Raw genomic sequence first — 22,873 nt, 5'->3', positions numbered from 1 at the left:
CCGCCGTGAGCTCGCGCCGCGCACCCATGCTGATCCGTCCTGCCATCGGCGACACCGATCCGATTCGGTGTCGCCGCCCCAATCCTGACGGTCAGTTCTCCGGTAACATCCTTGGTGAGGCAATGCGGGGGTCAATATTGCAGGCCGAATGACACCCATAAGGTGAAGACAGTCAAATACAAGTACGGCAAGCGGCTCAACAAGATCGCAGGAGAACTGAAGTTAAATCCGCACTTCCACCAGTGCCTTACCATGCTCGTTCTTCGTAAGCGCTTGGATGAATTCTTCCAGAGTTGGCTGCGGCGCTGTTTGTAGATTATGGAGCTCTTCAGGTTTCAGTTTCGTGTAGCGCCGCAGCATACGCCAATCCTTGTGACCGGTAACCAGAGCGACTTTTTCGATCGACAGGCCGGCTTCGAAGAGGCGGCTAGTACCCTCGTGTCGCAGGTCATGAAAATGCAGGTCCTCGATCTTCAACTCGTCGCAGGCTCGCATGAATGCCGCGCTGACTGAACGGTGGTTAGGCGGCCATCAACGCCATACCTCGACTCCGGCGTCGTAGCAGCCCTGAGCATTGTTTCCGTTTCGTTCATGAAAAGACGGCGCAGGCGTCAAATTGCTCGGGACGGATGCAGGATTCGCGAATAATTTAAGGGGCCAAGGCGTGGAGTGTCGGAACAAGCCTTTCTGGAGCGTCTTGAATCCAACCGCCTTGGAAACCCGGAGTTCCGCGTAACATGGCCCCCCGCGCCAACTGGAAAGGCTTCCTGCGTCTGTCCCTCGTCACCTGTCCGGTTGCGCTGTACCCGGCCACTTCGGAGAGCGAGAAGATCGCTTTCAATCAGCTCAACCGAAAGACCGGTCACCGCATCAAGTACCTGAAGGTCGACGCCGATACGGGCGAGGAAGTCGCCAACGAGGACATCGTCAAGGGCTACATGCTCGACAAGGAGACCTTCATCGAAGTGTCGAAGGAAGAGCTTGAGGAGATCGCGCTGGAATCCACCCGCACGATTGACATCGACGAGTTCGTCGATCGCGAGGAGATCGACCCGCGCTATCTGATCCGCCCTTACTACTTGCGGCCGGACGGCAAGGTCGGTCACGATGCCTTCGCGGTGATCCGCGAGACTATCCGGGACATGAACAAGGTCGCGATCGGGCGTGTGGTCCTGACCAACCGCGAGCACATAATCGCGCTCGAGCCGATGGACAAGGGCCTGGTCGGGACGCTGCTGCGTTACCCGTACGAAGTTCGCTCCGAGGACGAGTATTTCGACGAGATCCAGGACGTCAAAGTCACGAAAGACATGCTCGATCTGGCCAAGCACATCGTGACCCAGAAGTCGGGGCGGTTCGAGCCCGACAAGTTCGAGGACCAGTACGAGACGGCATTGATCGATCTCATCAACCAGAAGCGCGCCGGCAAGCCGATCACGCCCAAGGAGCGGCCGCGCGGCGAGAACGTCGTTGACCTCATGGAGGCGCTGCGCCGGAGCGTCGGCAAAGAAGCGGCGCCGGCGAAGGCTGCCAAGCCGGCCAAGAAGCCGCGGAAGGCGACGGCCGGCCAGAAGGAAATGCTGATGCCGATCCAAGGCAAGAAACAGACGAAGGAGACGGCCGCGAAGAAGCCGACGAGCAGGCAACAGCGAAAGTCGGCCTGACTCGGATATGATCTCGTCGCACGAGGGCGTGAGCGTTTTCGGCCAACCACACCGAGAAGAGAGACGCTAGGCCAAGAATGTTCGCGCTCACTTTCCTGGGGACGTCGGCAAGCGTCCCGTCGGCCGGACGCAACCACCCGGCACTTCTCGTCGAGGCGGGAAATCATCGCATCCTGGTCGATTGCGGAGAGGGGACACAGCGCCAGCTGCTGCGCGGCGGCGCCGGCTTTCGAAGGCTCGACCGGCTCCTGCTGACCCACGGCCATCTCGACCATGTGCTCGGCATTCCTGGGCTGTTTTCGACCCTGCGGCTGCGGCAGAGCGCCGAAGTCCTGACGATTCACGCTGGCTCCGGCACACTCGAAGTCGTCATCCAGATGCTCGCGGGCTTATGGGGCGAGGGAAAGGCGCCCATTCCGTTGCAGCTCGCGCCGCTGGCGGCAGGTCAGGTCATCGATGCCGGCGAATTTGCGATCCTTTGCTTTCCAGTCCGCCACCGCGACACCGACAGCTTCGGCTTCTCGTTCGAAAGCCCGGCCCGTAGTCATCTTCGGCCGGACCGGCTCGCCTCGCTCGGCGTGCCGGACGGACCGGTGCGGAAGGAACTGGCGGAAGGAAGGCCGGTGACGCTGGCGGACGGCAGGACGATTGATCCCGAAGACATCCTCGGGCCGCCAGAGGGGCAGAAGAAACTCGTCATCGTCGGGGATGCCGAAACCACCGAGGGATTGGCCGAGCACGTTCGCGGCGCCGACGTACTGGTGATCGAGGCGACTTTTCTGGATCGCGACGCGGCCATTGCGCGCGGCTACGGGCACCTCACCGCGGCGGAAGCGGCGGCGCTTGCAGCCATGAGCGGCGTCAGGCTGCTCGTCCTGACCCACATTTCCGGCCGCTACCGCGATGAGGAAATCCTAGCCGAGGCGACGAAGACGTTCCCGAACAGCCGGGTTGCGACGGATTTCGACCACATCGTGATCTAGTTGGCCGCGCAGGGGGCACGTGAATGGCGAGGAAGCTGAAGACCTACCAGACGTCGCTGGGCTTCTTCGACCTGGCGGTGGCCGCGCCGTCGATGAAAGCGGCTCTGGAAGCCTGGGGCACCGAAAGCAATCTCTTTCACCAGGGAGCGGCGAAGCAGAGCGAGGATGCCGACGTTATCAAAGCAACCATGGCGGCGCCCGGCGTCGTACTGAAGCGTCCCGTCGGCTCCAACGGACCCTTCAAGGAGCAGGCCGATCTGCCGACCGATCTCGCCGGCGACGGCGGATCAAAAAAGGCTGGCCGCAAGTCGGCAACCCGCAAGTCGCGCAAGCACCGGCCGGCCACGGATGACCGGGCCGCCGACCGGAAGGCCGCTTTGGCTTTCGAAAAGGAGCAGAAGCGCCGCGAGCAGGAACGCGCAAAGGAAGAAGCCGCTCGGCGAAAGGAGCGCGAGCGACGGCAAAAGGCCATCGACAAGGCACAAAACGCCTTGGACGTGGCTCGCCGGAAGCACGAAGAGAACGCTGCCGACCTTCAGGCTGAGCTCGAGCTTATTGAGGAAAAGGCGCGGGCCGCGGAAGCGCGCTGGGAGAAGGAGAAGGCCCGGCTGGAAGCCGCCTTGCGAAGGGCGCGGAGCTAACTGCCGCCAAGCTGCGCGTATGCGAAGGCGGACCGTCATTTCCGCTCGACGAGCAGATGTCGACACCTGCCGTCGGCTGGTCTTAGAGGGACCAATAACCGACATCAGGCCGGATGGGCATCCCTTCTGATCCGTTGTAGAATTGCTAGTACGTTGGATTGTACGCCATGGTGCAAGAGCGGCCAGTCCGGATCGAGCGTAGGTTGTCGGCGATATTGTCCGCCGACGTCGCTGGCTATTCGCGACTGATGCATAATGACGAAGAGGCTACGCACGCCAAGCTGACAGCCGTTCTGGCGGGAGCGGTTCAGCCAGCAATCACCGAACATGGCGGACGCATCGTAAAGAACACCGGCGATGGTTTCTTGGCAGACTTTCCAAGTGCGGTCGAAGCGGTGCGGGCCGCTGTGCAATTCCAGACGCGCATCACGCAACTTACAACGGCCGATCCGGACGACACACGCATCGCTTTCCGTGTCGGCATCAATGTCGGCGACGTGATCGTCGAGCCGTATGACATTTTTGGCGACGGCGTAAATATCGCCGCACGGCTTGAAAGCATCGCAGAGCCCGGCGGCGTCTGTATTTCGTCTTCTGCCTACGACTATATCCGGGGCAAGGTCAGCGTTGAGTTCATCGATCTGGGAGAGCAGAACCTCAAGAACATCGACCGCCCAGTGCGGGCATATGCTGTGCTCCGCGATGGATCATCTAAATCGGCAACCCGGACTGGGCGTGTAACGCCGGACCCGCTTTCGCCACCTCGTCTTTCCATCGTTGTGCTGCCCTTTGCCAACCTCAGCGGCGATCCCGAGCAAGACTATTTCGTCGATGGTGTGACCGAAAGCCTGACCACCGACCTGTCACGTATCAGTAGCTCATTTGTCATTGGCCGCCATACCGCATTTACCTACAAAGGCAAGGCTGCTGATTTGAAGCAGATCGGCCGCGAGTTGAGCGTCCGCTACGTGCTTGAGGGCTCCGTGCAGCGTGGCGGCAACCGGCTTCGGGTGAATGTGCAACTGATCGGCGCCGAAACCGGCAACCACCTTTGGGCTGAACGTTTCGACAAGCCTTTCGCCGACCTCTTCGACATGCAGGACGAAATCGTAGCGCGGCTCGCCAACACGCTAAACGCTGAACTTATTGCGGCCGAGGCGCGGCGAGCTCAACGCTCTGTAAATCCCGACGCGATGGACCTTTATTTTCAGGGCATTGCTCTCGCGAACCGGGGGACGACTCCAGAAAACATGAAGCAGGCGCGCGGATTTTTTGAACGGGCTTTGGCGCTCGACCCCATTTGTATTGAGGCTCTGGTCGGCAGAGCGACCGTCGATGAGACAATTGCCAGCGCTCTTTTAATGGACGACGACCCCGCTCCCCGCCTTGCGGCGGCGGAAGCAACTCTGAACAATGCTCTGTCGCTGGCTCCGCAGCATGCCTTGGCGCACCTGACGTTGGGCATCATCCAAATTCTGACTAACCGCGCAACTCAGGGCATAGCTGAATGTGAACGGGCGTTGGCGCTGGATCGCAATTTGGCACATGCCACGCTTGGATCGGTCTTGCCAAAGTGTTTGTCGGCCGCGCCATGGACACCGAAGCCAACGTCAATGAGGCACTCCGGCTATCTCCTCGCGATACCCGCTCCTATACTTGGCTCCTGATCGCTGGCCTAGCTAAGTTGCACCTCAACGCCGACAGGGAAGCAGTAGTTTGGCTACGCCGTAGCATTGAGGCCAATCGAAATCATCCGCTAGGGCAACTATGGCTCGCCCCCGCACTGGCGCGGCTTGGCTGGTTGGACGAGGCAAAGGCCGCTGCGCGGGCGGCCCTCGCCCTTAATCCGGGTTTTACCATTCGCCGCGTACGCGCCAACGTACCGAGCGACAATCCGGCTTACCTCGCCGGACGCGAGCGCATCATTGAGGGCATGCGCATAGCCGGGGTGCCGGAGGGGTGACATCGGAGATGGTTCAATCTCGACGTTCTGATAGTGCACCCTCCCCTCAAGCAAGCGGACTACTGATAGCTCCATCAACCTCGGCGAATGCCATCGGATTTGACCCGTCCAGAAGTTCCCCTCATGCCGCTCGTTGGGATGGCCATCGCGATAGCAGCCGCGGATCGCGACAGCGAAGAAACCTAGCCGCGCTCGGGCGGGCACTCCGGGCAAGTGTCGCCGATCGAGTCCAGCACTTCGGCGATCGCGCCTGCGGCCGCCTGCGACGAGACGCCAGGCGGCGGATCCTCACGGGCGATGTCGAAGGCGCGATCGCGAGCGTACGGGTCAGCGCGGTCCTGCATCCACCCATGCTCTTCGCATTCGCGGATGGCGCCGGCTTCTTGCAGCACAGAGATAGCCCATCCTTCTAGCGTCCGGATCGCCGAACGCCGTTCCTTCGTCATCAGCATTTGAAGGCCCCCGGTGCGCGAAACGAATCCGCGAACTCATCTTGCGTTCCTGCGGGCTAGCACAGGGCAGGGATTCGCAAAGATGGTAGCAGTCGCTTTTCCACCGCTTAACCGTGCACGCTGAGGAGCTGCCGCTAAGATGGCCGGCGCGCTACTTGGCCAATCCGGCTTTCTTCCGCAGCTCCTCGATCAGCTCGGATGCCTCCGACTTCGTGAGTTCCTTTTCTGTCGGAATGCGCTCGTTCGTCTGCTCCGCAAGGGTCTTGAGATAAGAGGCTTGGGCACCCGTCATGGGGTCTTGTCCCGAAACCCAATCATTCGGATCCTTTTCGGTATTGTCGGTCATCATGTGAACCTCCAAGAATCTGCCTCCCGGTCCCAACTTGTAACTTGAAAATCTGTTCCCTTTTCGTTCTCATGCAGCCATCCAGTCTAAGGGGCCTATATGCCGGATCTCGAGTCCATTCGCCGGGAAATCGAATACATGCGCGTCCAGGTCGGGCGCCAGCGCAAGGACATGCTGAAGCTGCAGCGGGCTGGGATCGCCACCGCCTCAGCCGAACTGCTCCTGCAGAGGATGCTCGCGAAGATCGAGCGCCTTTGCACCGAGCGCGACAGGCTCAAGAAGGAAGCGCCAGGACCAACGGCAGGCAAGGTGCTCGGAGGACGGAAGTGGTGAAGAGATACTTTTCCGACTCCGAGGATCAGCCGCCGTTCCTCAAAGCTTTAGCCGAGGTTCGGAAAATTGGTGTGCATGAGGGGTGGTGCTATCACCATGTCCAAGCGATCATACTGGCCATAGATCAATACGCCGAGGCGGCGACAGGCAACCGCGAATTTTTCTGGAACAGGCCGCACGCGATCGGGGGCCGTCGGACGCGCGGGGATGATATTCCGTAGAGGCGCCGGCTACTACAGCGTGAGTTCAGTGAGCAAACTGCTTCGGCAGGACCATCACGATGTTGACCTCGCGCTTCAGGATCTCTGAAGCGGTGATCTGGATGTGGAGCGAGAAGTTGTCCTCGACCTCAGCCGCGATCTCCTCATCCCTCGCGTAAACGAACAGGATATCGCCATCGAGCTCATCGAAGTGAATGCCGGCGAACAGCCGGTCAAACGTCTTTGCGCCAACGATGAGTGCCATGCGGGCTTGTATTGCTCGGTCTTGGACTTCTGTCAGGTTCATGCGCTGGAAAATAGGCTCGCTCGGCTTGATTGCAAGGATGAGCAGGCGGACGGTGTGCTTAAGCCTCGCGCAGCTGCCTGATCTCTTTCGCGGCCTGGCGAGCCTCTGGAACCTGACAACCAGATTCGGTGACGATCGGCTACGACGTCTTGGAGGGAGACTTGCTGACCATGAAGGGCGGCAACGGCGATGCGCGCTCGCGGCGGCGAGCATAGGCTGCCCCACTACGATGGCAGTCTCCCAGCTCACGGCCGCGGGTCTATCGCCACGTAATGCAGGCGAGCGGGGTGGAGGCCGCCCGTTTTCCTTAATCGCGGGTCGCGGCTAAGGGGCAATCCAAAATCCGACTCCGATAACCGCCGGCCCTACGACAATTATCAACATGTCGGTCGTCAGCCAGTTCGGTATTCGCTTCGCAGGTTCGGCCATGGTTTTGACCCTCCGCTACCGGCACTCTCCGACTTGCCCCAGCCAGGCGATATGACCTGCTTCACGAAATCGGGAAAAAAAGCGACAATTTGCTTGAAGCGAGATGGAGCGCACCCGAGCAGTCGGCTTCCCAGTGCTACTCTCAAAGATACGCCGCCGGGTTCGAAATGCGGCTGTCCGGCAAAAGGGAGGATTGTCAACCCGACGCCGCGAGTCCTGGTGAGGCTTCCAACTACGCCAACCGGCAAAAGAGCCCGCCAGCTAGCGGCGGCGCACGCTCAAGATCTTTGGCTCTCTCGACTTCGCCGGCTCACTCAGTGTCTTTGCTGTCGTCGATGGCTCCGCCGAAATACAGCGTCCGAGGGCGCGGACGGGTCCCTCTGTCAAAACTCAGAAGCTTTCGGTTAGGCTTGTGCTCGACGCCGCTGGCAAAAGATCTCGTTGCGCTTTGCGTGAAGCCGCTCGCGGCGCGGGACCCCATCGCCCACCCTCGGGCGCTTCGAACCCACAGCTGTTCGATGGCGGGAAGTGATGATGCGATTGCGGGGAAGCTGCAAAGAGTCGTGTGAGGTCCATGGGCGGGGAAATCACGCCGCGGTTGTGCCTGGGAAAGCCGGTGCTCAAGGTCGCGCAATCCGAGCGGCGCGGGCGAGGGCTGTCTATTCGGCGGACTACTCCAGCGATGCGCGAGAGTTCGGGTGCCGGCCCGTCTGGACAGTAAGCGCCGCGTGTCTTCGTTACGGACCGAGCGTTCGGTTCCTCCACCCTATGCCGACTGGCTCTCAGCAGAACGGAGAGACGAGCGCCTGGCGTGCGTCTTGCCGGCGAAGGCGGCTCTGGCCTGGATCAAACTTGCTTTCTTGAGACCATTACGCGAACGAAACGGCAATCGTTTCTGTGGCGGTAACTGTGGCGGTCCCGAATCCTCAGGCGGCAGGCAGGTCGTAAGTGCCCGTAATCCCTGGTGGGCCCGGCAGGACTCGAACCTGCAACCAGACCGTTATGAGCGGTGGGACCGATGCGTCTTGGCGATAGCGTGTATTAATCTCTCTCGTTCTTCCCCGGCAGTTAGCTCATGGCACTTGGACCGCTCACGCCTTATTGAACAGTTTCACCACATGCGCCGAAGCTTGCCTGGGCTTGATGTGCATGTGGCGTAACTCGATTGAAATTGCCACAGCTGAGTTCGTGAATTTTCGGAGCTGTTGAACTGCCTTCACTATTGGGTTTTGCTAATCCGATCTGTCTCCCGCGCGCTGTAACCAAGCGACTGCTTTCGTGACAAGGAGAGGCTATGACGGATGACCTATTGGAAGAGGATGGGCGGAACTCGCCCAGAAGCCCGCTTTCTCCTAGGAACGATCGCGACGCGAAGGTGGTCCCGTTTCGGGAGCGACTGAGCTGCACGGTGGACGAGGCCTGCACGGTAACGGGCTTGGGACGCACGAAGCTTTATGAGTTGATTGGATCGGGCCAACTTGTCACAACAACGATTGGGCGTCGCCGCTTGGTGATAGTGCGATCGCTTCTTGAACTTGTAGGCACAACTATTTCGGCGTGACCGAGCCTTAATCAGCCTCGTAGGCGCGCTCAGCGCTGCGCACCTCCCTTGATCGGAATGACCCCCTTGGGATTGAGCCATTGGTCAATCCGATCAGCCCAATGCTGCATCAGCTTTGTGCGCGAGCCGATCAGCGCGAGCGGTCCGTGCTTCTTGTAGAGACCTTCGACGGTAGAGCTATCGAGATGCGCGAGCTGCAGCTCGACGACATCACCGTCCCACGCTTTGGCGTCCTTGATCTCTTCGTGGTGAGACAAGGTCGAGAAGGTGGTCCGAAATCCGTGGGCACAATGTTCAGTCTTGGTGTCAATGCCAAGCAGCCGCAAGCGCTTGTTGAGCGTGTTGTTCGACAACGGCGTGTCTCTCGAGCAGGAGAACGCGTACCGGCGATGACCCGTTAGCTTCTGAACGCTCCTAAGAATCGCAAGTGCCTGGCGTGACAGAGGCACGACGTGGTCCCAGCCGGTCTTCATCTTGGCGGCTGGAACAGTCCAGCGTTCGGTGTCCCAGTCGACCTCGGTCCACTCCATTTCATTGACCATCCCGGGGCGAGGAACGGTCAGCGCGTCAAACCGTAAGGCAAGGCCAACAACGTCACTAAACCTCGCTCTCGTCCACGGTGCGCTGATGAGCTTGAAAACGCGCGTCACGTCGCGTGGTTCGGTGACGCCAGGACGCGGCGTCGAAATGTTCGCAATCATCTGCCCATTCAGGTTACGGAATGGATTGTAGCCGTCTCCTTCGACATCGGCATAGTCGCAGATTTGCTCACCGATGCTGCGCACGCGGTCGCGGGTTTCCAGCTTCCCGTCGGCTTCATATGAACGCATGAAAGCGAGCACGTCCGGACGCTTAATGTCCTGCCTGCACAGCTTGCCGAAGCGGCCCTTGACGTAGCCGACCCGAAGCTCAAGCACCTCGATGGTCTTGGGATCGCGCACCGCTACGATCCTGCCGCGTTTGACTTTCTCCACTTTCTTCTTCGCGAGCCACTCGTCCGCCCATTGCCCGAAAGACCGGGCGGCCGCCTGCCTGTGCTTGTCCAGCTGCTTCTCGGTGCTCGGATCTTTTTCTTCCTTAAGCTGCTCTTTGGCCTTGTCGCGCTCGCGCCGCGCGTCAGCAAGAGAGAACGAGCCATCACTGCCATTGCCGTAAGGGCCAATGGAGTAGGTTTTCTGACGGCCGTGGAAGCGGTAGCTCATCCGCCAGAGTTTGGAAGCAGCGTGCCCGGGCCTGCTCGCGTCGGGCGTGACGAATAGATAGAGGCCGCCGCCGGTCACGTCGGAAATCTTGGCCGGGCTCCACGCGCCGCCGCCGAATTTTGGTCGGGCGGCGCGGCAGTCGACGTCGCTCCTGATCTGCTTGGGGTTTGCGTCCGCGCCGTCGTTCTTGCGAGCCATCTGCTCAATTCCATCGTTCGGAATAGCCGAAGTCACCGTGAACGTCTGTTCTCCCGATACCAACAAAAATACCAACAAATCGCGCGGCTGGGGTCGGATGAGAACAAACGGTGACGAACACCGACTTATGCAGAAGTGCCTATTTTTCAAGGGCTTGAGGCGCCGCGCGCACGGCTGCGGACGCTCGCGAACGGGCCCGAACAATCTAGTTGGTGCCCCTGGCCGGAATCGAACCGATGAAAGAAAGGTCCATGTCCCTGGCAATAAGCGGGGCGCCGCGCCGGCATCTACATGCCAATCGATTATTGGGAAAAGACACCTTTGAACGTGATGCGCCCGACGGCATTCGAACGGGTAATCTTTGCCTGCGGAGGGCAGCAGTCAATCTAAGCCCATCTACGTATTGCGCTCTACATCAAGGGCACGAATCTGCTTTTGCGCACCCGGCATCCGGACTTTCTTGGCCACATTCGAACGGGTAGAGCGATCGCGCAGAAACGGCGGCCTTTGGCGGACTATCAGAGCGCCGTTTCGCCAATTACGCTGCCCGTCGATATCAAAACAGAGCTCCCCAAATAGTGGGTGTCGCGATGTAGCGGACCCCGCGACCAAGGAAAATAGGGTCTCTTTCGCCCTTCCCCCTCCGGCGCGTCCAATTTCCGGCTCGGTCTGGCGGGACGTCCAGCGATGGTTGCGTAAACGATGGTTGCTTGGTCTGGCAATCGCGGCCGCTTCCGCTTGTTTCAGCCAGCAACCCGTCGAAGGCTTCGGGGTTATGATGTTGCGATAGCCCACCCAAGATCACGAAGTCCGACCGACACTGGCGAGCTCCCTCCCAAACTAGCGGCGGAGCGCGTGATAGAGGCTTCGATTGGGGCATCCATGGATACGAAGAGGATCTCATCCGCGTCACCAGCATCGAGCTGGGCGCTGTGAATGCCGGACTCATTGCGAGGATGTGCGCGACAGCGCTCAGCGCCGGCTCGGCGACATGGAGCAACTCGAAGCCGCAGATGTCGCCAATGCCGTCCTCTATGTAGTGACACAGCCGCGGCACGTGAACGTTAACACACAGCAAGCGTAGTACCTGACCACCCTCGACATTGAATCAGTTTGAGGCCTCTGTCAGTGTCTCAAGGCGCGTATTCGTGTCACATCATACGCTTGGGCAAAGCGGCCGCCAATGCATCCACTGCGAGACGTACCTTGAGTGGTAGGTGTGGCGTTTGTAGCCACAGAGCATGGCAGTCGTAAGGAAATGAAGGCTGATCCACCAATAGTGGGACTAGCGTGCCCGCCCGAATGCGTTCGCGAATCAGCCAGTAGGGAAGCCAGGCCAAGCCCATACCGCTGACCGCTGCATCGGCTATCGCGTCGAGGTCATCCAGTCTCAACCGGTTAGCGGGGGTAATCCCCACCGGGGCTCCGTGCTTTCTCGGGAAGATCCACGGGCGAATGCGGCCTGACCGACGATAGATGATGGCATTGTGCTTGCCGAGATCCTCGATCTGCTGCGGCGGGCCGTTCATCTCAACATAGGACGGCGATGCGCAGACGATCATGCGCTGGCGCGCGATGCGCCGCGCAATCATTCCGGCTTTGTTGTCCAAGTCGCCGGTCCGGATGGCAAGATCATAACCATCTTCGGCGAGGTCGACGAGGCGATCACTGAAGGATATGTCAAGCTCCAGAGCGGGATATTTCTGCGCAAGCGTCAGTAGGATTGGAGTCACGCACCGTCGGCCGAATAGCACGGGCATAGTGACACGTAGCTTTCCACAGGGTTGGGATAGCTGATCCGCTGCCAATGCGTCCGCAGCCTCTGCTTCGGCCAGAACCGTCCGGCAGCGTTCATAGTAGGCGCGCCCGAATTCGGTCAGGCTCTGGCGGCGCGTAGTCCGGTTGATGAGGCGTACACCCAGACGTTCTTCGAGAAATCGGACGTGTTTGCCGACCATCGGCCCAGATAGATCAAGCGCAGCAGCTGCGGCCGCGAACGTTCCCAACTCAACGGCTTTTACGAACGCGGCCATGCTAGCAAGACGGTCCATTTCGAAACTCTCAGTTTCTACTGTTTTGCCCAGCATCCTATTTATTGCGCTGGGTCTGCTGGCAAGTCTCAGTTGACTCAACAATTTTGGGGTACGCTAGAATGGCACGGGTTATTCGATTCCACGAGCATGGGGGTCCTGAGGTTCTCCGCATCGAGAACGTCGATGTTCAGCCGCCAGGTCGGGGTGAGGTCCAAATTCGCGTTAAAGCACTGGGCCTTAACCGGGCTGAAGCGAACCTGCGCAAGGGCGCATATATTGAAGCGGCAACATTGCCGTCCAGCCTTGGGCTAGAAGCGGCTGGCGTCGTCGAACGGCTCGGAGAAGGCGTAGACGGCTTCGTGGTCGGTGACGCGGTTAGTATCATCCCGCCAATTTCAATGGTTCGCTGGCCCACTTACAGCGAGGTCGCGACGTTTCCCGCGGATATCGTTGTCAAGCACCCGGCGTCGCTCAGCTTCGCCTCGGCGGCCGCCGTGTGGATGCAGTACCTAACCGCCTATGGCGCCCTTATCGAAGTGGCCAAGTTGACCAAGAGCGATCATCTCGTCATTACGGCCGCTTCGAGTAGCGTTGGAATTGCCGCGATCCAGGTCGCGAAGACCGTTGGGGCGAATACAATAGCTATCACGAGGACTTCTCGAAAGAAGCCAGCTCTGCTCGAGTTGGGCGCATCGGAGGTGATTGCTTCAGAAGAAGAGGATCTGGAGCAGAGGCTCAAGGATATTGCTGGCCCGGAAGGGGTACGCGTTGTTCTCGATGCTGTCGGAGGGCCGATATTTAATCCTCTAACCGCAGCAATGTCGCGGGGAGGTATGCTCCTCGAGTACGGCGGACTCAGTGCCGAGCCGACCCCGTTTCCATTGCCTGCCGTGCTGGGCAAGATTCTCACGCTCCGCGGCTACCTCGTCCATGAGATCACCGGCAATAAGTCTCGATTGGAGGCGGCGAAGAAGTTCGTCCTAGATGGTCTCGTCTCAGACTCGCTAAAGCCAGTGATCGCGAAGACCTTTCCGTTTGATCAGATCGTCGAAGCGCATCGCTTTCTGGAGTCAAATGATCAATTGGGCAAGGTCGTCGTGACGGTTTGAGCAAGCACTGATTGGACTGCGGGGCGCCAACCGGCATTTCGTGCCACCTCGACCGGCAATCGCAAACTTGCGAGCCGTGGTGGATCGAAGCAGGCGAGCGAGCTTACTTTGAAGGCTTTGTGCGTCGATCATGCCTGCGGGTGAGATTTGAAGCGATAGCATGCTCGGCAAGCCGCGCGTTGGCCAACGAGACGATCGCCTCGCGGATCCAGCGGTGACCGCTATGCCCACGGGTGCGTTCATGCCAGACCATGCCGACCGAGAATCCCTCGACAGGAAACGGACTTTCAACCAATCGCAATCTCTCGGTCCGTTCGTACATCAAGCGTTCCGGCACCAAAGCAACGAAATCGGAACGTGCCACAATGTCCGGGACAAATAGAAAGGATGCCGCCGACATTACGACGTTACGTCGAAGTCCCAAGGCTGCTAACGAGATATCCACGGGAGTAACAAAGTCTCCCCCGCGAAGGGATACAATTACGTGCTCGAGTTCCGTGAACTGCTTGATCGATAGTCGGTTCGAAAGGCGAGGGTGATCTTTCCGTCCAATAAGTATGTATCGGTCATGGAACAAGTGTCTGGTGCGGAGGTTGGCGGGCGCGTCTGTCGGAGTCATCAGAGCGAGATCGACATCGCCCCGCGCCATCTGCGCTTCCAGTTGCGGAAGATCGAGGTTGCGGATAGCGATCCGCACCCGGGGCGCCGTTTTCCTTAATTCGAGGACGAGCGGCTCGACCAAAGCATATTGCAAGTAGTCTGTACAAGAGACCGTGATGGTCATCTCAGCTCTGGCGGGATCGAAGTTTCTGTGGTGTGAAACGGTGGATCGAACCTGGTCGAGCGCTTGGCGTACCGGTTCAAGCAATTCGAGCGCCTTGACGGTCGGTGTCATCCCGCGCTGTGCCGGGATCAGCAAGGGGTCGTCAAATACCTTCCTGAGGCGGTTAAGTTGAGCGCTGACGGCAGGCTGACTCAGGCGCAGCCTGGCGGCAGCCCTCGTCACGTTCTGTTCGATTAGAAGCGCTTCGAGGGTAACCAGAAGGTTGAGATCAAGCCGCTTGCTATCCATGACATGAATAGTAGCCGAGCAATTACTCGATTTCAAATATAGCTAAAACCGGTGTTCTCTGTCGGACGAAGATTCGCCGTTAATGCCTCGGAGTTCGATCTATGAAAGTGGTGCTGGTTTTTGCTCATCCTGAACCGAAGTCGCTCAGCGCGTCCCTCCGGGACGTTGCAGTACAGGAGCTGATTGGGCAAGGTCACGAAGTTCGGGTGTCCGATCTTTACGCCCAGGACTGGAAGTCTGAAGTCGATCGTGCAGACTTTCCGAACTGGCCGGTCGAAAAGCGTCTCGTTGCGGGCGCGGCATCAAACGATGCCTTCCACGGCGACGCGCTCACATCAGATGTCAAGCGCGAGATCGATAACCTTGTCTGGGCAGACATGCTGATCCTGCAATTTCCACTCTGGTGGTACGGCATGCCCGCGATCCTTAAGGGTTGGGTCGATCGCGTCTACGCGAATGGCTTTGCCTACGGCGTCGGGGAACATAGCGATAAGCGATGGGGCGACCGCTTCGGAGAGGGAAATCTCGCGGGTAGGCGAGCGATGTTGATCGTAACAGCCGGCGGTTGGGAGGAGCACTATTCGGATCGAGGAGTGAACGGTCCAATTGATGATCTGCTGTTCCCGATCAATCACGGGGTTCTGTTTTATCCAGGATATGAAGTCCTGCCGCCCTTCGTTGCCTACCGGGTTGATCGCTTCAGCGAGGCCGATTTCGAAGCAGTCGCGACGCAGCTCCGGGGCAGGATGCGTGCTATCGAGACAACTGCGCCGATAGCCTATAGAAAGCAGAATGGTGGCGACTATTTCATCCCCAGCATGAAGCTGAAGCCTGGGCTTGAAGGTGCTGGCGCGTCCGGCTTCTCGCTGCACGTGAGCAAATCTAAAGCAGCCCGGTTTTGAAGACCGAGTGCTACGGCGCGCAAGAAGATCAGGCTAGCCGACAAATTCCATCACTTGTGATCCAGCAATGTTTCTTGGATCATTATTTCGAGGCTGCTTGCTGTGACGCCGAGAAGTTGCTCGGTGTCGCTTGCGTCGACGACAAGTGGGTTATCAAACAAGTAGCGCATCTCCACGCCTTCGTGGAAACCGATGGCCTGCAATTCCTCCGTTGTGAGCTCGCGTAATTTAGGCGTCTCAAACTCGAGAGCTGCTGCGAATTTTTCGGTGAGTTCGCGGATTGACGCATACTGGCTTGGAACGTGAAACGCTCGATTCCACTCTCCCGTATAGTGCGCCGCGGACACAAGTGTCTTCGCGGTGTCTTTGGTGAATGACCAAGCGTGGATAGCATCCAGACTACCTGGAAATGAAACCGTCTCCTTCTTCAGAAGGGAGGGAAGGGCAAGTAGCGAAAAATAGGTAATAGCTCCGTTGCCCAGGTAGTCGCTTGCACGGACTTCGATCGCGGGAACCTTCGATCTGGCCGCGCGCTCCCACATAATGCCCCTCACTGTGCCTTTTCTGCTGGTCGGATTGAGCGGCGCCAATGGCGAAAGTGGGCTTGCGGCACTTTCGCCGTATCCATATAGGTTGCCGAGCACGACGATCTTGGCGCCAGTCTCCTCAGCGGCCTTGACCGTGCCGTCCATGATTGGAAAGAAGTCAGTCGGCCATCTGTCATAGGCCGCCATGGCGCACATGAAGATCGCTTCAGCGCCCTTGCTGATCTCAGCCAACTGAACGGCGTTGGTCGCATCTGCCGAAATGGTGCGCACCGCTCGCGCCTCGATCATGCCAGCATTTCTGCTCGTCAGGACTACGCTATGCCCCTGTTCTGCCAGAAGGCGAGCCGTTTCGCGTCCGACTGGGCCTGCTCCCACCACGACATAGTAACTCATGTGTGCCGATCTTCATTTGTTGTTCGGAGTATTAGCTTTTTGGATTTCGAGCAGTTGAAAGTCGAGCACAATTGGCCAAATCTTGAGTACGTTCCGCCAAAGTTCGAGATTGCCAAATGCATTTTCAGATCGGTTCGGCCCTGCCCCTCGAGGCCACGTTAAGGCTTGTTGAACCAGGCGCCTGCGTACTCCCCCCTATTGATGCCCACAGAATTGTCGTACACCTAAGCCGTGCCACCCGCACTTTTTGTCGAGAGACTGGATTTGCCGCTTTGCGGGAAGTCGGCGACATCGATCTCATTCCCTCTGGAGATACCGGAGGCTTCGATGCAGAAGCGACTTATCAGTCCCTTGAAATCCGCCTCGCTCCGGTGGTGCTGGACCGTGTAAGGGCCGAGATCGGGCGAATTACAACCGCAAACGGGTTTGAAAAACGCCATATGCTTCGTCACGATCGGATCTTTAATCTGGCTCGATCTATCGAGCACGATCCTTCAGTGAAATCAGCAAGCGATCTCCTGTATGCCGAGAGCATCGGGATCGCGCTAGCAATTCAATTGCTTGGGCTGCGTGACGAGCCGCTCGACCCGCAGGCTCGTCTCTCGCCAATTCAGCTCAAGCGAGTGTTGACCTATATCGATGAGAAACTGGATCAGCCCCTTACGCTCGAAATATTGAGCCGGGAGGCGGGCGTCAGCAATTCGCATCTGCGAACATGGTTCAAGGTCGCCATGGGATTGACGGTTCATCGCTACGTATTGCGGAGGAGGGTGGAACGAGCGCGTTTCCTTCTGCTGCAGGGAAAGTTGGGCCCAAGCGAGGTCGCGTTGGAGGTCGGCTTTGCCCACCAGTCACATATGGCGCGATGGATGCGTCGAGAGCTTGGTTGTAGTCCAGGGGACCTACGTCGAACGGCTATCAATCGATAGTTCCGACTTTGCTCCGCGCCCGATTGTCGAGCCCGCGAGCCTCCAATTCAATTTGATCGGCCGTGATCGATGGGGAAGCCTTTCCCAGGCTTTGTAGACAGATCAATATGTTTGCGGGATCGGAGCCTATATGTAGCAATTCAATTTTCTGAATTGATTTTGCCGATTTGAGTTTAGGCGGCTCAACTGTCACTAACTCCTCGACACCAGCTCCCAAGCTCTCGTGAGGAAGTTCCTTGACAAAAGTCGCGCAAGTCCAGGCGCCCGGCCTGAACAGAAGGCAAATTGGCGATTACACCGTAACCGCGGTTGTGGATGGTATCATTGATGTGCCGTTCGAACTGCTGACCGGGATCACGCCGACCGAAGCTGAAGAAATGATACTGGCGGCAGGGCGTCCGCGCTCATCGGCAATGACGGTTTCGGCTTACATCATCGAAGGCGGCGGCAGGAAGATTCTCATAGACGGAGGGGCCGGCGGTATCAACGGTTGGGGTGGGCGGCTCCAGGTTGCGCTAGCTGCTGCCAACATTGATCCGCGTCAGATTGATCACGTGTTTCTTACGCACGCGCATCCGGATCACGTCGGAGGCCTGGTTGGGGCATCGCCGTCGGCCGTCCAATTTCCCAATGCAGAGCTCGTCCTCCACGAGCAAGAATATAAATTCTGGAGTGATGACGGCAATTTGAGCCGTGCGCCGGAGGCTGCGCAGCCATTTTTCCATCTCGCCAGAAGTGTCTTTGCCGCTTACGTAAATCGGCGACGGACAGTCACTGCGGGTGATGTGATACCCGGTATCGATCTCGTGCATCTACCTGGCCACACGCCGGGACACAGCGGTTACAGAATAAGTTCAGGGGCGGAGACCCTTCTCATTTGGGGTGACATCGTTCATTACCCCAATATACAGGTTCAAAAGCCGGCTGTAACGATAGCCTTCGATGTGGACTCCGCCGCCGCCTCGACGACGCGCCGTGCGGTATTGGCTATGGCGGCCGCCGAGAATCCTCTTATTGCTGGCATGCACCTGAATTTCCCTGGCTTTGCCCGTGTGCGAGCATCGGGCGATTCCTACGCCATCTTCGATGAACCGTGGAGCCCGAGCTTGATCTAACTGAGCCGCGCTTCGGTGCCGGTATATCCTCTGCCTTCTTCGCGCGACCTGTAGTAGGTGCTTAGCGTTGGAGTCCAAAGTTAGCGGTGCCGGGGACGTCTCGACGGACTGGCCGTTGTCGGCATCGAGCAGGTCGTTGCGGGGCCGGTTTGTACGTCGGCTTGACGACGCTGCTGCGGGGTCTTCAAAGTTGAACGATAGAATGTGATTCCACCGCATTTTGAGAATGGAGTGTGCGGCAAAGCGGCTACTTTGTCTGGTTACCGGGATGAGAAATCAGTCAGCGCAGATCAGACGACGTTTGCTCGGGACGGGATTTACGGGAGAGATCGCGCAACGTCAGCAATTGCTCCCCGAAACCAAATCATGCCTGGGTCCACATGACTGGAGGCATGCCACACCACAGAAATCTGAAAAGGCGCTACCTGAAACGGCAGCGGGCTCACTGCGAGACCGTGCGCTTCGGCTGCACTCCTCCCGAATAGCCGTGGAACCGTCGCTATTGCCGCAAGAGATTCGAGTAGCTCTGGAAGAGCGTGAGCGTGCGGAGTGGACACTACTATCTTCCGGCTCAGTTTCTTCTGTTCGAGCGTATTGTCGACCAGTCTGCAAGCTCTTTCCTTCAAATCGACCGCTACGTGTGGAAGCTCGAAGTAGGTTTCAAAGGTAATTGACCGGACTTTTTCGAGGAGGGCCAAGCTGTGCAGGCAAACATAATTGTCGTCGAACAAGACCTTGCGTTTGTGCACAACACCCCCTTCCGAAACATTTCCGACAGCGACATCAATTTCACCTCTATCCAACATGTCCGTTGCCTTTTGATGTTCGAGCGAATGAAGTTCCAGTCGCGCATGAGGTGCCGCCCCCAGGCAAAATCTTGCCAAGGGCGGGACAAGTACACTTTCCAGATAGTCCGGAATGCCAAGCTTGAATACCCGGCTAGTCTCGGCAGGAGAGAAGGCGATCGCATTGAGCAGATCTCGATCGATATGGCGCAGTATCTCCGATGCAGTCTTGGCGATTACGGCCCCGCGGGGTGTCGGAGACATGCCTGCGCCGTTTCGGACAAAAAGCTCGTCACCGAAAAGTTCGCGCAACCGGCCGAGTTGATGGCTGAGGGATGACTGGTTTATGCGGAGCTTGCCTGCTGCTTTCGTAACGCTACCGGAAGAGCTGATAGCATCCAGCGCGACCAAAAGATTCAAGTCGATCTCAGCAAGCCGGGCATGATTGATTGTGGTTTCCTGCATAGATATTTCCGCGGTCAAGACTTGCTTGGTAGGGGCAATCTAGGAGCCGTATTGCCGAGCGCACTGAGATCCAAGAAACTCAACGCAGGCGCCCTTGTTCGAAACGAACGGCGAGTGCGCGATCGATACGATCATTCCAAGGTTTACACGTTGGGCGCGAACAATCTTCACCTTATCTTTGAATTCTGCGGTGATTTTGCCTCGCGGCAGAATGCCTATACCTGCTCCCTTGTGGATCAGCGATACCTGAAGTTCGACGTCGTAGACCTCGGCCGCCAGGCGAAACTGACCTCCATCGCGCTCGATCAAAGTCTGGAGAGCGCGTCGCGCGCCGCATGATTTGTCGGGGAGCAGGACCCACGGATATTGAGAAAGTTGCTTTAGATTCGAATGTCTCGGCAAGGGGAGATCTTTTGGAGCGACGATCACGATCTCTTCCTTACCGACGACTTGTCCAACGGGAGACGGAAGATCCGGGGCGTTGCCGGCGAACACCAAAATAGCCGCGTCGAGACGGCCGCCTTCGACTTGATCAACAAGCTCCGGGGTCCACCCGCTGGCCAATGACAGCTCGAGCCTCGGATAACGAAGGCGCAGTTGGTGCATCATTTCGGCCAGACCAGCATCGGCAAGCGAATGTGACACCCCGATTCGAAAAGGACCGGAAGGATCGGCGTCCGCGGCCACGGTTTGCTTGAGGTCGTCAATCGAAGCGAGCACGGCGCGAGCGCGATTTAGAACCACTAGCCCTGAGGCAGTTAGCGCTGGAGGCTTTACGCGTCGATCCAGAAGATCCGTCCGGAGCAAATGCTCGAGCCGCTGTATCTGCCGCGTTACGGCCGGTTGGGTGAGCCGAAGGCGTTCGGCGGATCGCTTAACCGATCCCGTGTCCGCCAGAAGAACAAAAGCTCTCATTTCGTCGAGCATATAAATTCTCGGCATTATCATCGTACAGATTATGCGTTTGCATACAGAAGGGGCGCGGTCAATGTAGTCGCCGGCTGCGCTTTGTGCGCAGGCAGAACCGGGAGCGATCAATGAAGGTGATTACCGTCCAACGTCACGGCTTCCAGGGGTTGGCTCCAGTCGAGCGCGAATATCGCGCGCCTCTCCGACGCGAGGTCCGGTTGCGGATGCGCGCCGTCAGTTTGAACTATCGTGACCTCGAAATCGTCTCCGGAAAGTTCGCCGCAGCTTACAATTTGCCATTGATACCGATTTCGGACGGCGTCGGAGAGGTCGTCGAGGTCGGTCAAGACGTCGCGCGTTTCAAGCCCGGAGATCGCGTCTGCTCGGCTTTCTGGGGTGAATGGAACGACGGCGGCTTCGATATCGCGAAGGCGGGGAAATCTTTGGGCGGCCCCGGGGATGGGTTGCTGCAAGAACAGGTTACGCTGGACGAGCAGCGATTGGTGAAGGTTCCCGACGCGTTATCGGACGGCGAGGCTGCCGCCTTTCCATGCGCCGGCTCCACCGCTTGGCAGGCGCTCGTTTCGTTCGGCCAGATCCGGCCGGGAGACGTAGTTGTCGTTCAAGGGACGGGAGGGGTCGCACTATTCGGCCTTCAAGTGGGGTTGATGGTCGGTGCGAAGGTGATCGTTTTGTCGAGCAGCGACAAAAAGTTGGAGCGAGCAAAGGCTCTAGGTGCTTTTGCGGGAGTTAACTACCGCGGAACGCCAGCCTGGTCGGACGAGGTCCTTGAGTTGACGGCGGGGCAGGGGGCCGACCATATTCTCGAAACTGGCGGACCTAGCAGCTTTGCCCAATCGCTCAAGGCAGTCCGTTCCGGGGGACGAATTAGCGTGATTGGATATCTGGGAGGGGCGCAGGGCAGTATCAATCCGCTGGATATCTTTCGTAAGCAGGCTGCGGTCCAGGGCATTCCGGTCGGTTCTCGTTCGTCGCTTGAAAGCCTGCTGAACGCCATGGCCGCGAGTTCGAGGAGGCCCATCCTCGACAGCACGTTCGACTGGAACGATGTTGTCCCCGCGCTCGAACGCCTGCATTCAGGTGATCATTTCGGAAAAATCGTCCTTACCTTTTGAGCGCCGCCCACCAAATCTGGCAGGGCAGAGCCATATGTACCGCTGTCAATGGTCATATGGCGTCGAAAATACTTTCGATCACCGATGAATTTTGCTCGCCACCCCGCTCCTCCGAGCGGAGCGAGTTTCGCCAGAACCGAGAACATCAAGGTTTCGAGTGTTCCTTAGCGGCGGCAAGCAGACCGGCGATGCTGCCGCTTGAGAGACCGCGCTCGCGATTGTTAGGTCGCCATCGCCCCTTCGCCAAAGAAGCGGATCACAAAATAATCGTGCGGCACCGATGAGTTTTGCCTGCCACTCCGGTCTTACGCACGAGGTCGCTCGGGATCACGGGCGAACAAGAGAACAAGCAGGAACACAGAGATGATGCTGAAGGACAAGGTTGCAGTGATCTACGGGGCTGGAGGCGCGGTTGGGGGCGCTGTCGCGCGCGCTTTTGCACGCGAAGGAGCCAAGCTATTTCTCACCGGCCGCAATCGAGCTTCGGTTGAAGCCGTCGCAAAAGAAATCGCTTTTGATGGCGCCGCGGTCCAAACTGCAGAAGTTGATGCTCTCGAGGAGGGGGCGATCAGCCGTCATCTCCAGTCGGTCATTGACGAGGCCGGTCGTATTGACATCTCTTTCAATGCCGTCGGGATCCCGAATACGAATTTGCAGGGGGTGCCTCTGGTCGATCTCGCGCTGGACCAGTTCTCGCGGCCAATCGTGACTTACACGGAAACGTACCTTTTGACCGCGCGGCAGGCTGCCCGCTGGATGGTTAAAAGAAAATCAGGTGTGATCATGACGGTCACCTCAACCCCCTCGCGAACCGGCATTCCGATGATGGGCGGGGTCGGTCCGGCCATGGCCGCCGTAGAAGCGCTCACCCGGAACTTTTCTGCCGAACTTGCGCGCGATGGCGTTCGAGTGGTTGGTCTTCGACCGCTCGGCATGCCGGACTCTGGTACGATTAGAGAAGTCTACGGCCTTCATGCCAAAGCATGGGGAATTTCCTGGGACCAGTTCCACGATTTGATCGCGAGCAGAACCCACACGCGTCGGCTGACGACCCTTGCTGAGATGGCAAACGCGGCTGCTTTCATCGCCTCCGATCAGGCGAGCGCGATGACTGGTACTATCGTTAACATGAGTCTGGGAGCCCTCGACGACTAGCGTCCTGCTTCGAATCTGCCAGCGTGGTCGTGCCGTTCGACCG

Annotated in this window: 20 protein-coding genes and 2 pseudogenes; 12 read left to right on the top strand and 10 right to left on the bottom strand. The window is 58.5% G+C overall.

The window, feature by feature from the left end; genetic code table 11:
- Positions 1-222: 222 nt before the first annotated feature.
- Positions 223-531 (bottom strand): annotated as a pseudogene (locus ACZIRK_RS36085) (tyrosine-type recombinase/integrase); the annotation flags it as partial.
- A 206-nt stretch (positions 532-737) separates the two neighbouring features.
- Between ACZIRK_RS36085 and ku the strand changes: the two are divergent.
- The 4 genes and pseudogenes from ku (at position 738) to ACZIRK_RS36065 (ending at position 5,251) form a co-directional block, all read left to right on the top strand.
- Positions 738-1,664, top strand: coding sequence for a non-homologous end joining protein Ku (ku, locus tag ACZIRK_RS36080; RefSeq protein ID WP_474419128.1), 927 nt, complete (start codon positions 738-740; stop codon positions 1,662-1,664).
- Positions 1,665-1,741: 77 nt separating this feature from the next.
- Entirely contained in the window at positions 1,742-2,647 is a 906-nt protein-coding gene (locus ACZIRK_RS36075) for a ribonuclease Z (protein WP_474419127.1), read from the top strand.
- A gap of 23 nt (positions 2,648-2,670) precedes the next feature.
- The gene (locus ACZIRK_RS36070; protein ID WP_474419126.1) at positions 2,671-3,288 is read left to right on the top strand and encodes a cell envelope biogenesis protein TolA; all 618 of its coding nucleotides are present in this window, start codon (positions 2,671-2,673) and stop codon (positions 3,286-3,288) included.
- Positions 3,289-3,455: 167 nt separating this feature from the next.
- Positions 3,456-5,251, top strand: a pseudogene (locus tag ACZIRK_RS36065) (adenylate/guanylate cyclase domain-containing protein).
- Positions 5,252-5,433: 182 nt separating this feature from the next.
- Here the strand turns inward: ACZIRK_RS36065 and ACZIRK_RS36060 are convergent.
- The gene (locus ACZIRK_RS36060; protein ID WP_474419125.1) at positions 5,434-5,703 is read right to left on the bottom strand and encodes a hypothetical protein; all 270 of its coding nucleotides are present in this window, start codon (positions 5,701-5,703) and stop codon (positions 5,434-5,436) included.
- Positions 5,704-5,854: 151 nt separating this feature from the next.
- A complete protein-coding gene (locus ACZIRK_RS36055; RefSeq protein ID WP_474419132.1) occupies positions 5,855-6,049 on the bottom strand; it encodes a DUF3072 domain-containing protein in 195 nt (64 codons plus the stop codon).
- A gap of 99 nt (positions 6,050-6,148) precedes the next feature.
- Between ACZIRK_RS36055 and ACZIRK_RS36050 the strand changes: the two genes are divergently transcribed.
- Positions 6,149-6,382 (top strand): hypothetical protein, encoded by a 234-nt coding sequence (locus ACZIRK_RS36050; protein ID WP_474419124.1) that lies wholly within the window; start codon positions 6,149-6,151, stop codon positions 6,380-6,382.
- Between the two features lie 246 nt (positions 6,383-6,628).
- On the opposite strand, the gene ACZIRK_RS36045 is transcribed toward ACZIRK_RS36050, so the two are convergent.
- A complete protein-coding gene (locus ACZIRK_RS36045; RefSeq protein ID WP_474419123.1) occupies positions 6,629-6,847 on the bottom strand; it encodes a hypothetical protein in 219 nt (72 codons plus the stop codon).
- A gap of 1,765 nt (positions 6,848-8,612) precedes the next feature.
- On the opposite strand from ACZIRK_RS36045, the gene ACZIRK_RS36040 reads away from it, so the two are divergent.
- Entirely contained in the window at positions 8,613-8,879 is a 267-nt protein-coding gene (locus ACZIRK_RS36040; RefSeq protein WP_130230685.1) for a helix-turn-helix domain-containing protein, read from the top strand.
- 29 nt (positions 8,880-8,908) lie between these two features.
- On the opposite strand, the gene ACZIRK_RS36035 is transcribed toward ACZIRK_RS36040, so the two are convergent.
- Together ACZIRK_RS36035 and ACZIRK_RS36030 are read right to left on the bottom strand one after the other, a co-directional pair.
- Complete coding sequence (locus ACZIRK_RS36035) at positions 8,909-10,279, bottom strand: tyrosine-type recombinase/integrase (protein WP_130230687.1); 1,371 nt, start codon at positions 10,277-10,279, stop codon at positions 8,909-8,911.
- Between the two features lie 1,151 nt (positions 10,280-11,430).
- Complete coding sequence (locus ACZIRK_RS36030) at positions 11,431-12,330, bottom strand: LysR family transcriptional regulator (protein WP_456642502.1); 900 nt, start codon at positions 12,328-12,330, stop codon at positions 11,431-11,433.
- Positions 12,331-12,431: 101 nt separating this feature from the next.
- On the opposite strand from ACZIRK_RS36030, the gene ACZIRK_RS36025 reads away from it, so the two are divergent.
- Positions 12,432-13,421 carry a zinc-dependent alcohol dehydrogenase family protein gene (locus ACZIRK_RS36025; protein ID WP_474419122.1) on the top strand — a complete coding sequence of 330 codons (990 nt, stop codon included), beginning with the start codon at positions 12,432-12,434 and terminating at the stop codon, positions 13,419-13,421.
- A 103-nt stretch (positions 13,422-13,524) separates the two neighbouring features.
- Here the strand turns inward: ACZIRK_RS36025 and ACZIRK_RS36020 are convergent, their stop codons facing one another.
- Positions 13,525-14,493 (bottom strand): LysR family transcriptional regulator, encoded by a 969-nt coding sequence (locus ACZIRK_RS36020; protein ID WP_474419121.1) that lies wholly within the window; start codon positions 14,491-14,493, stop codon positions 13,525-13,527.
- A gap of 101 nt (positions 14,494-14,594) precedes the next feature.
- Here ACZIRK_RS36020 and ACZIRK_RS36015 point away from each other — a divergent pair, with 101 nt between their 5' ends.
- A complete protein-coding gene (locus tag ACZIRK_RS36015; protein WP_474419120.1) occupies positions 14,595-15,395 on the top strand; it encodes an NAD(P)H-dependent oxidoreductase in 801 nt (266 codons plus the stop codon).
- 50 nt (positions 15,396-15,445) lie between these two features.
- On the opposite strand, the gene ACZIRK_RS36010 is transcribed toward ACZIRK_RS36015, so the two are convergent.
- On the bottom strand, positions 15,446-16,336 hold the full coding sequence (locus tag ACZIRK_RS36010) for an NAD(P)H-binding protein (RefSeq protein ID WP_474419119.1): 891 nt from the start codon (positions 16,334-16,336) through the stop codon (positions 15,446-15,448).
- A gap of 116 nt (positions 16,337-16,452) precedes the next feature.
- On the opposite strand from ACZIRK_RS36010, the gene ACZIRK_RS36005 reads away from it, so the two are divergent.
- Both ACZIRK_RS36005 and ACZIRK_RS36000 read left to right on the top strand, forming a co-directional pair.
- Positions 16,453-17,265 carry a helix-turn-helix transcriptional regulator gene (locus ACZIRK_RS36005; protein ID WP_474419118.1) on the top strand — a complete coding sequence of 271 codons (813 nt, stop codon included), beginning with the start codon at positions 16,453-16,455 and terminating at the stop codon, positions 17,263-17,265.
- Between the two features lie 236 nt (positions 17,266-17,501).
- Positions 17,502-18,380, top strand: coding sequence for an MBL fold metallo-hydrolase (locus ACZIRK_RS36000; RefSeq protein ID WP_474419117.1), 879 nt, complete (start codon positions 17,502-17,504; stop codon positions 18,378-18,380).
- Positions 18,381-18,697: 317 nt separating this feature from the next.
- On the opposite strand, the gene ACZIRK_RS35995 is transcribed toward ACZIRK_RS36000, so the two are convergent.
- Complete coding sequence (locus ACZIRK_RS35995) at positions 18,698-19,630, bottom strand: LysR family transcriptional regulator (protein WP_474419116.1); 933 nt, start codon at positions 19,628-19,630, stop codon at positions 18,698-18,700.
- A 39-nt stretch (positions 19,631-19,669) separates the two neighbouring features.
- Positions 19,670-20,557: a LysR family transcriptional regulator gene (locus ACZIRK_RS35990; RefSeq protein ID WP_474419115.1), complete on the bottom strand. Its 888-nt coding sequence runs from the start codon at positions 20,555-20,557 to the stop codon at positions 19,670-19,672.
- 110 nt (positions 20,558-20,667) lie between these two features.
- Here ACZIRK_RS35990 and ACZIRK_RS35985 point away from each other — a divergent pair, with 110 nt between their 5' ends.
- Together ACZIRK_RS35985 and ACZIRK_RS35980 are read left to right on the top strand one after the other, a co-directional pair.
- Entirely contained in the window at positions 20,668-21,675 is a 1,008-nt protein-coding gene (locus ACZIRK_RS35985) for a zinc-dependent alcohol dehydrogenase family protein (protein ID WP_474419114.1), read from the top strand.
- A gap of 363 nt (positions 21,676-22,038) precedes the next feature.
- The gene (locus ACZIRK_RS35980) at positions 22,039-22,830 is read left to right on the top strand and encodes an SDR family NAD(P)-dependent oxidoreductase (RefSeq protein ID WP_130228791.1); all 792 of its coding nucleotides are present in this window, start codon (positions 22,039-22,041) and stop codon (positions 22,828-22,830) included.
- The last annotated feature ends 43 nt before the right edge of the window (positions 22,831-22,873 follow it).

Source organism: Bradyrhizobium sp. Leo114 (assembly GCF_055229415.2).
Note: the sequence above shows the minus strand (reverse complement) of the source record. Positions and strands in the feature narration are given on the sequence as shown.

Coding starts and splice junctions, on each gene's coding strand:
- ACZIRK_RS35990 (WP_474419115.1), bottom strand. CDS start 20,557: ATGCTCGACGAAATGAGAGCTTTTGTTCTTCTGGCGGACACGGGATCG.
- ACZIRK_RS35980 (WP_130228791.1), top strand. CDS start 22,039: ATGATGCTGAAGGACAAGGTTGCAGTGATCTACGGGGCTGGAGGCGCG.
- ACZIRK_RS36075 (WP_474419127.1), top strand. CDS start 1,742: ATGTTCGCGCTCACTTTCCTGGGGACGTCGGCAAGCGTCCCGTCGGCC.
- ACZIRK_RS36035 (WP_130230687.1), bottom strand. CDS start 10,279: ATGGCTCGCAAGAACGACGGCGCGGACGCAAACCCCAAGCAGATCAGG.
- ACZIRK_RS36045 (WP_474419123.1), bottom strand. CDS start 6,847: ATGGCACTCATCGTTGGCGCAAAGACGTTTGACCGGCTGTTCGCCGGC.
- ACZIRK_RS36050 (WP_474419124.1), top strand. CDS start 6,149: ATGCCGGATCTCGAGTCCATTCGCCGGGAAATCGAATACATGCGCGTC.
- ku (WP_474419128.1), top strand. CDS start 738: ATGGCCCCCCGCGCCAACTGGAAAGGCTTCCTGCGTCTGTCCCTCGTC.
- ACZIRK_RS36010 (WP_474419119.1), bottom strand. CDS start 16,336: ATGAGTTACTATGTCGTGGTGGGAGCAGGCCCAGTCGGACGCGAAACG.
- ACZIRK_RS36070 (WP_474419126.1), top strand. CDS start 2,671: ATGGCGAGGAAGCTGAAGACCTACCAGACGTCGCTGGGCTTCTTCGAC.
- ACZIRK_RS36005 (WP_474419118.1), top strand. CDS start 16,453: ATGCATTTTCAGATCGGTTCGGCCCTGCCCCTCGAGGCCACGTTAAGG.
- ACZIRK_RS35985 (WP_474419114.1), top strand. CDS start 20,668: ATGAAGGTGATTACCGTCCAACGTCACGGCTTCCAGGGGTTGGCTCCA.
- ACZIRK_RS35995 (WP_474419116.1), bottom strand. CDS start 19,630: ATGCAGGAAACCACAATCAATCATGCCCGGCTTGCTGAGATCGACTTG.
- ACZIRK_RS36055 (WP_474419132.1), bottom strand. CDS start 6,049: ATGACCGACAATACCGAAAAGGATCCGAATGATTGGGTTTCGGGACAA.
- ACZIRK_RS36025 (WP_474419122.1), top strand. CDS start 12,432: ATGGCACGGGTTATTCGATTCCACGAGCATGGGGGTCCTGAGGTTCTC.
- ACZIRK_RS36020 (WP_474419121.1), bottom strand. CDS start 14,493: ATGGATAGCAAGCGGCTTGATCTCAACCTTCTGGTTACCCTCGAAGCG.
- ACZIRK_RS36015 (WP_474419120.1), top strand. CDS start 14,595: ATGAAAGTGGTGCTGGTTTTTGCTCATCCTGAACCGAAGTCGCTCAGC.
- ACZIRK_RS36030 (WP_456642502.1), bottom strand. CDS start 12,330: ATGGACCGTCTTGCTAGCATGGCCGCGTTCGTAAAAGCCGTTGAGTTG.
- ACZIRK_RS36060 (WP_474419125.1), bottom strand. CDS start 5,703: ATGCTGATGACGAAGGAACGGCGTTCGGCGATCCGGACGCTAGAAGGA.
- ACZIRK_RS36040 (WP_130230685.1), top strand. CDS start 8,613: ATGACGGATGACCTATTGGAAGAGGATGGGCGGAACTCGCCCAGAAGC.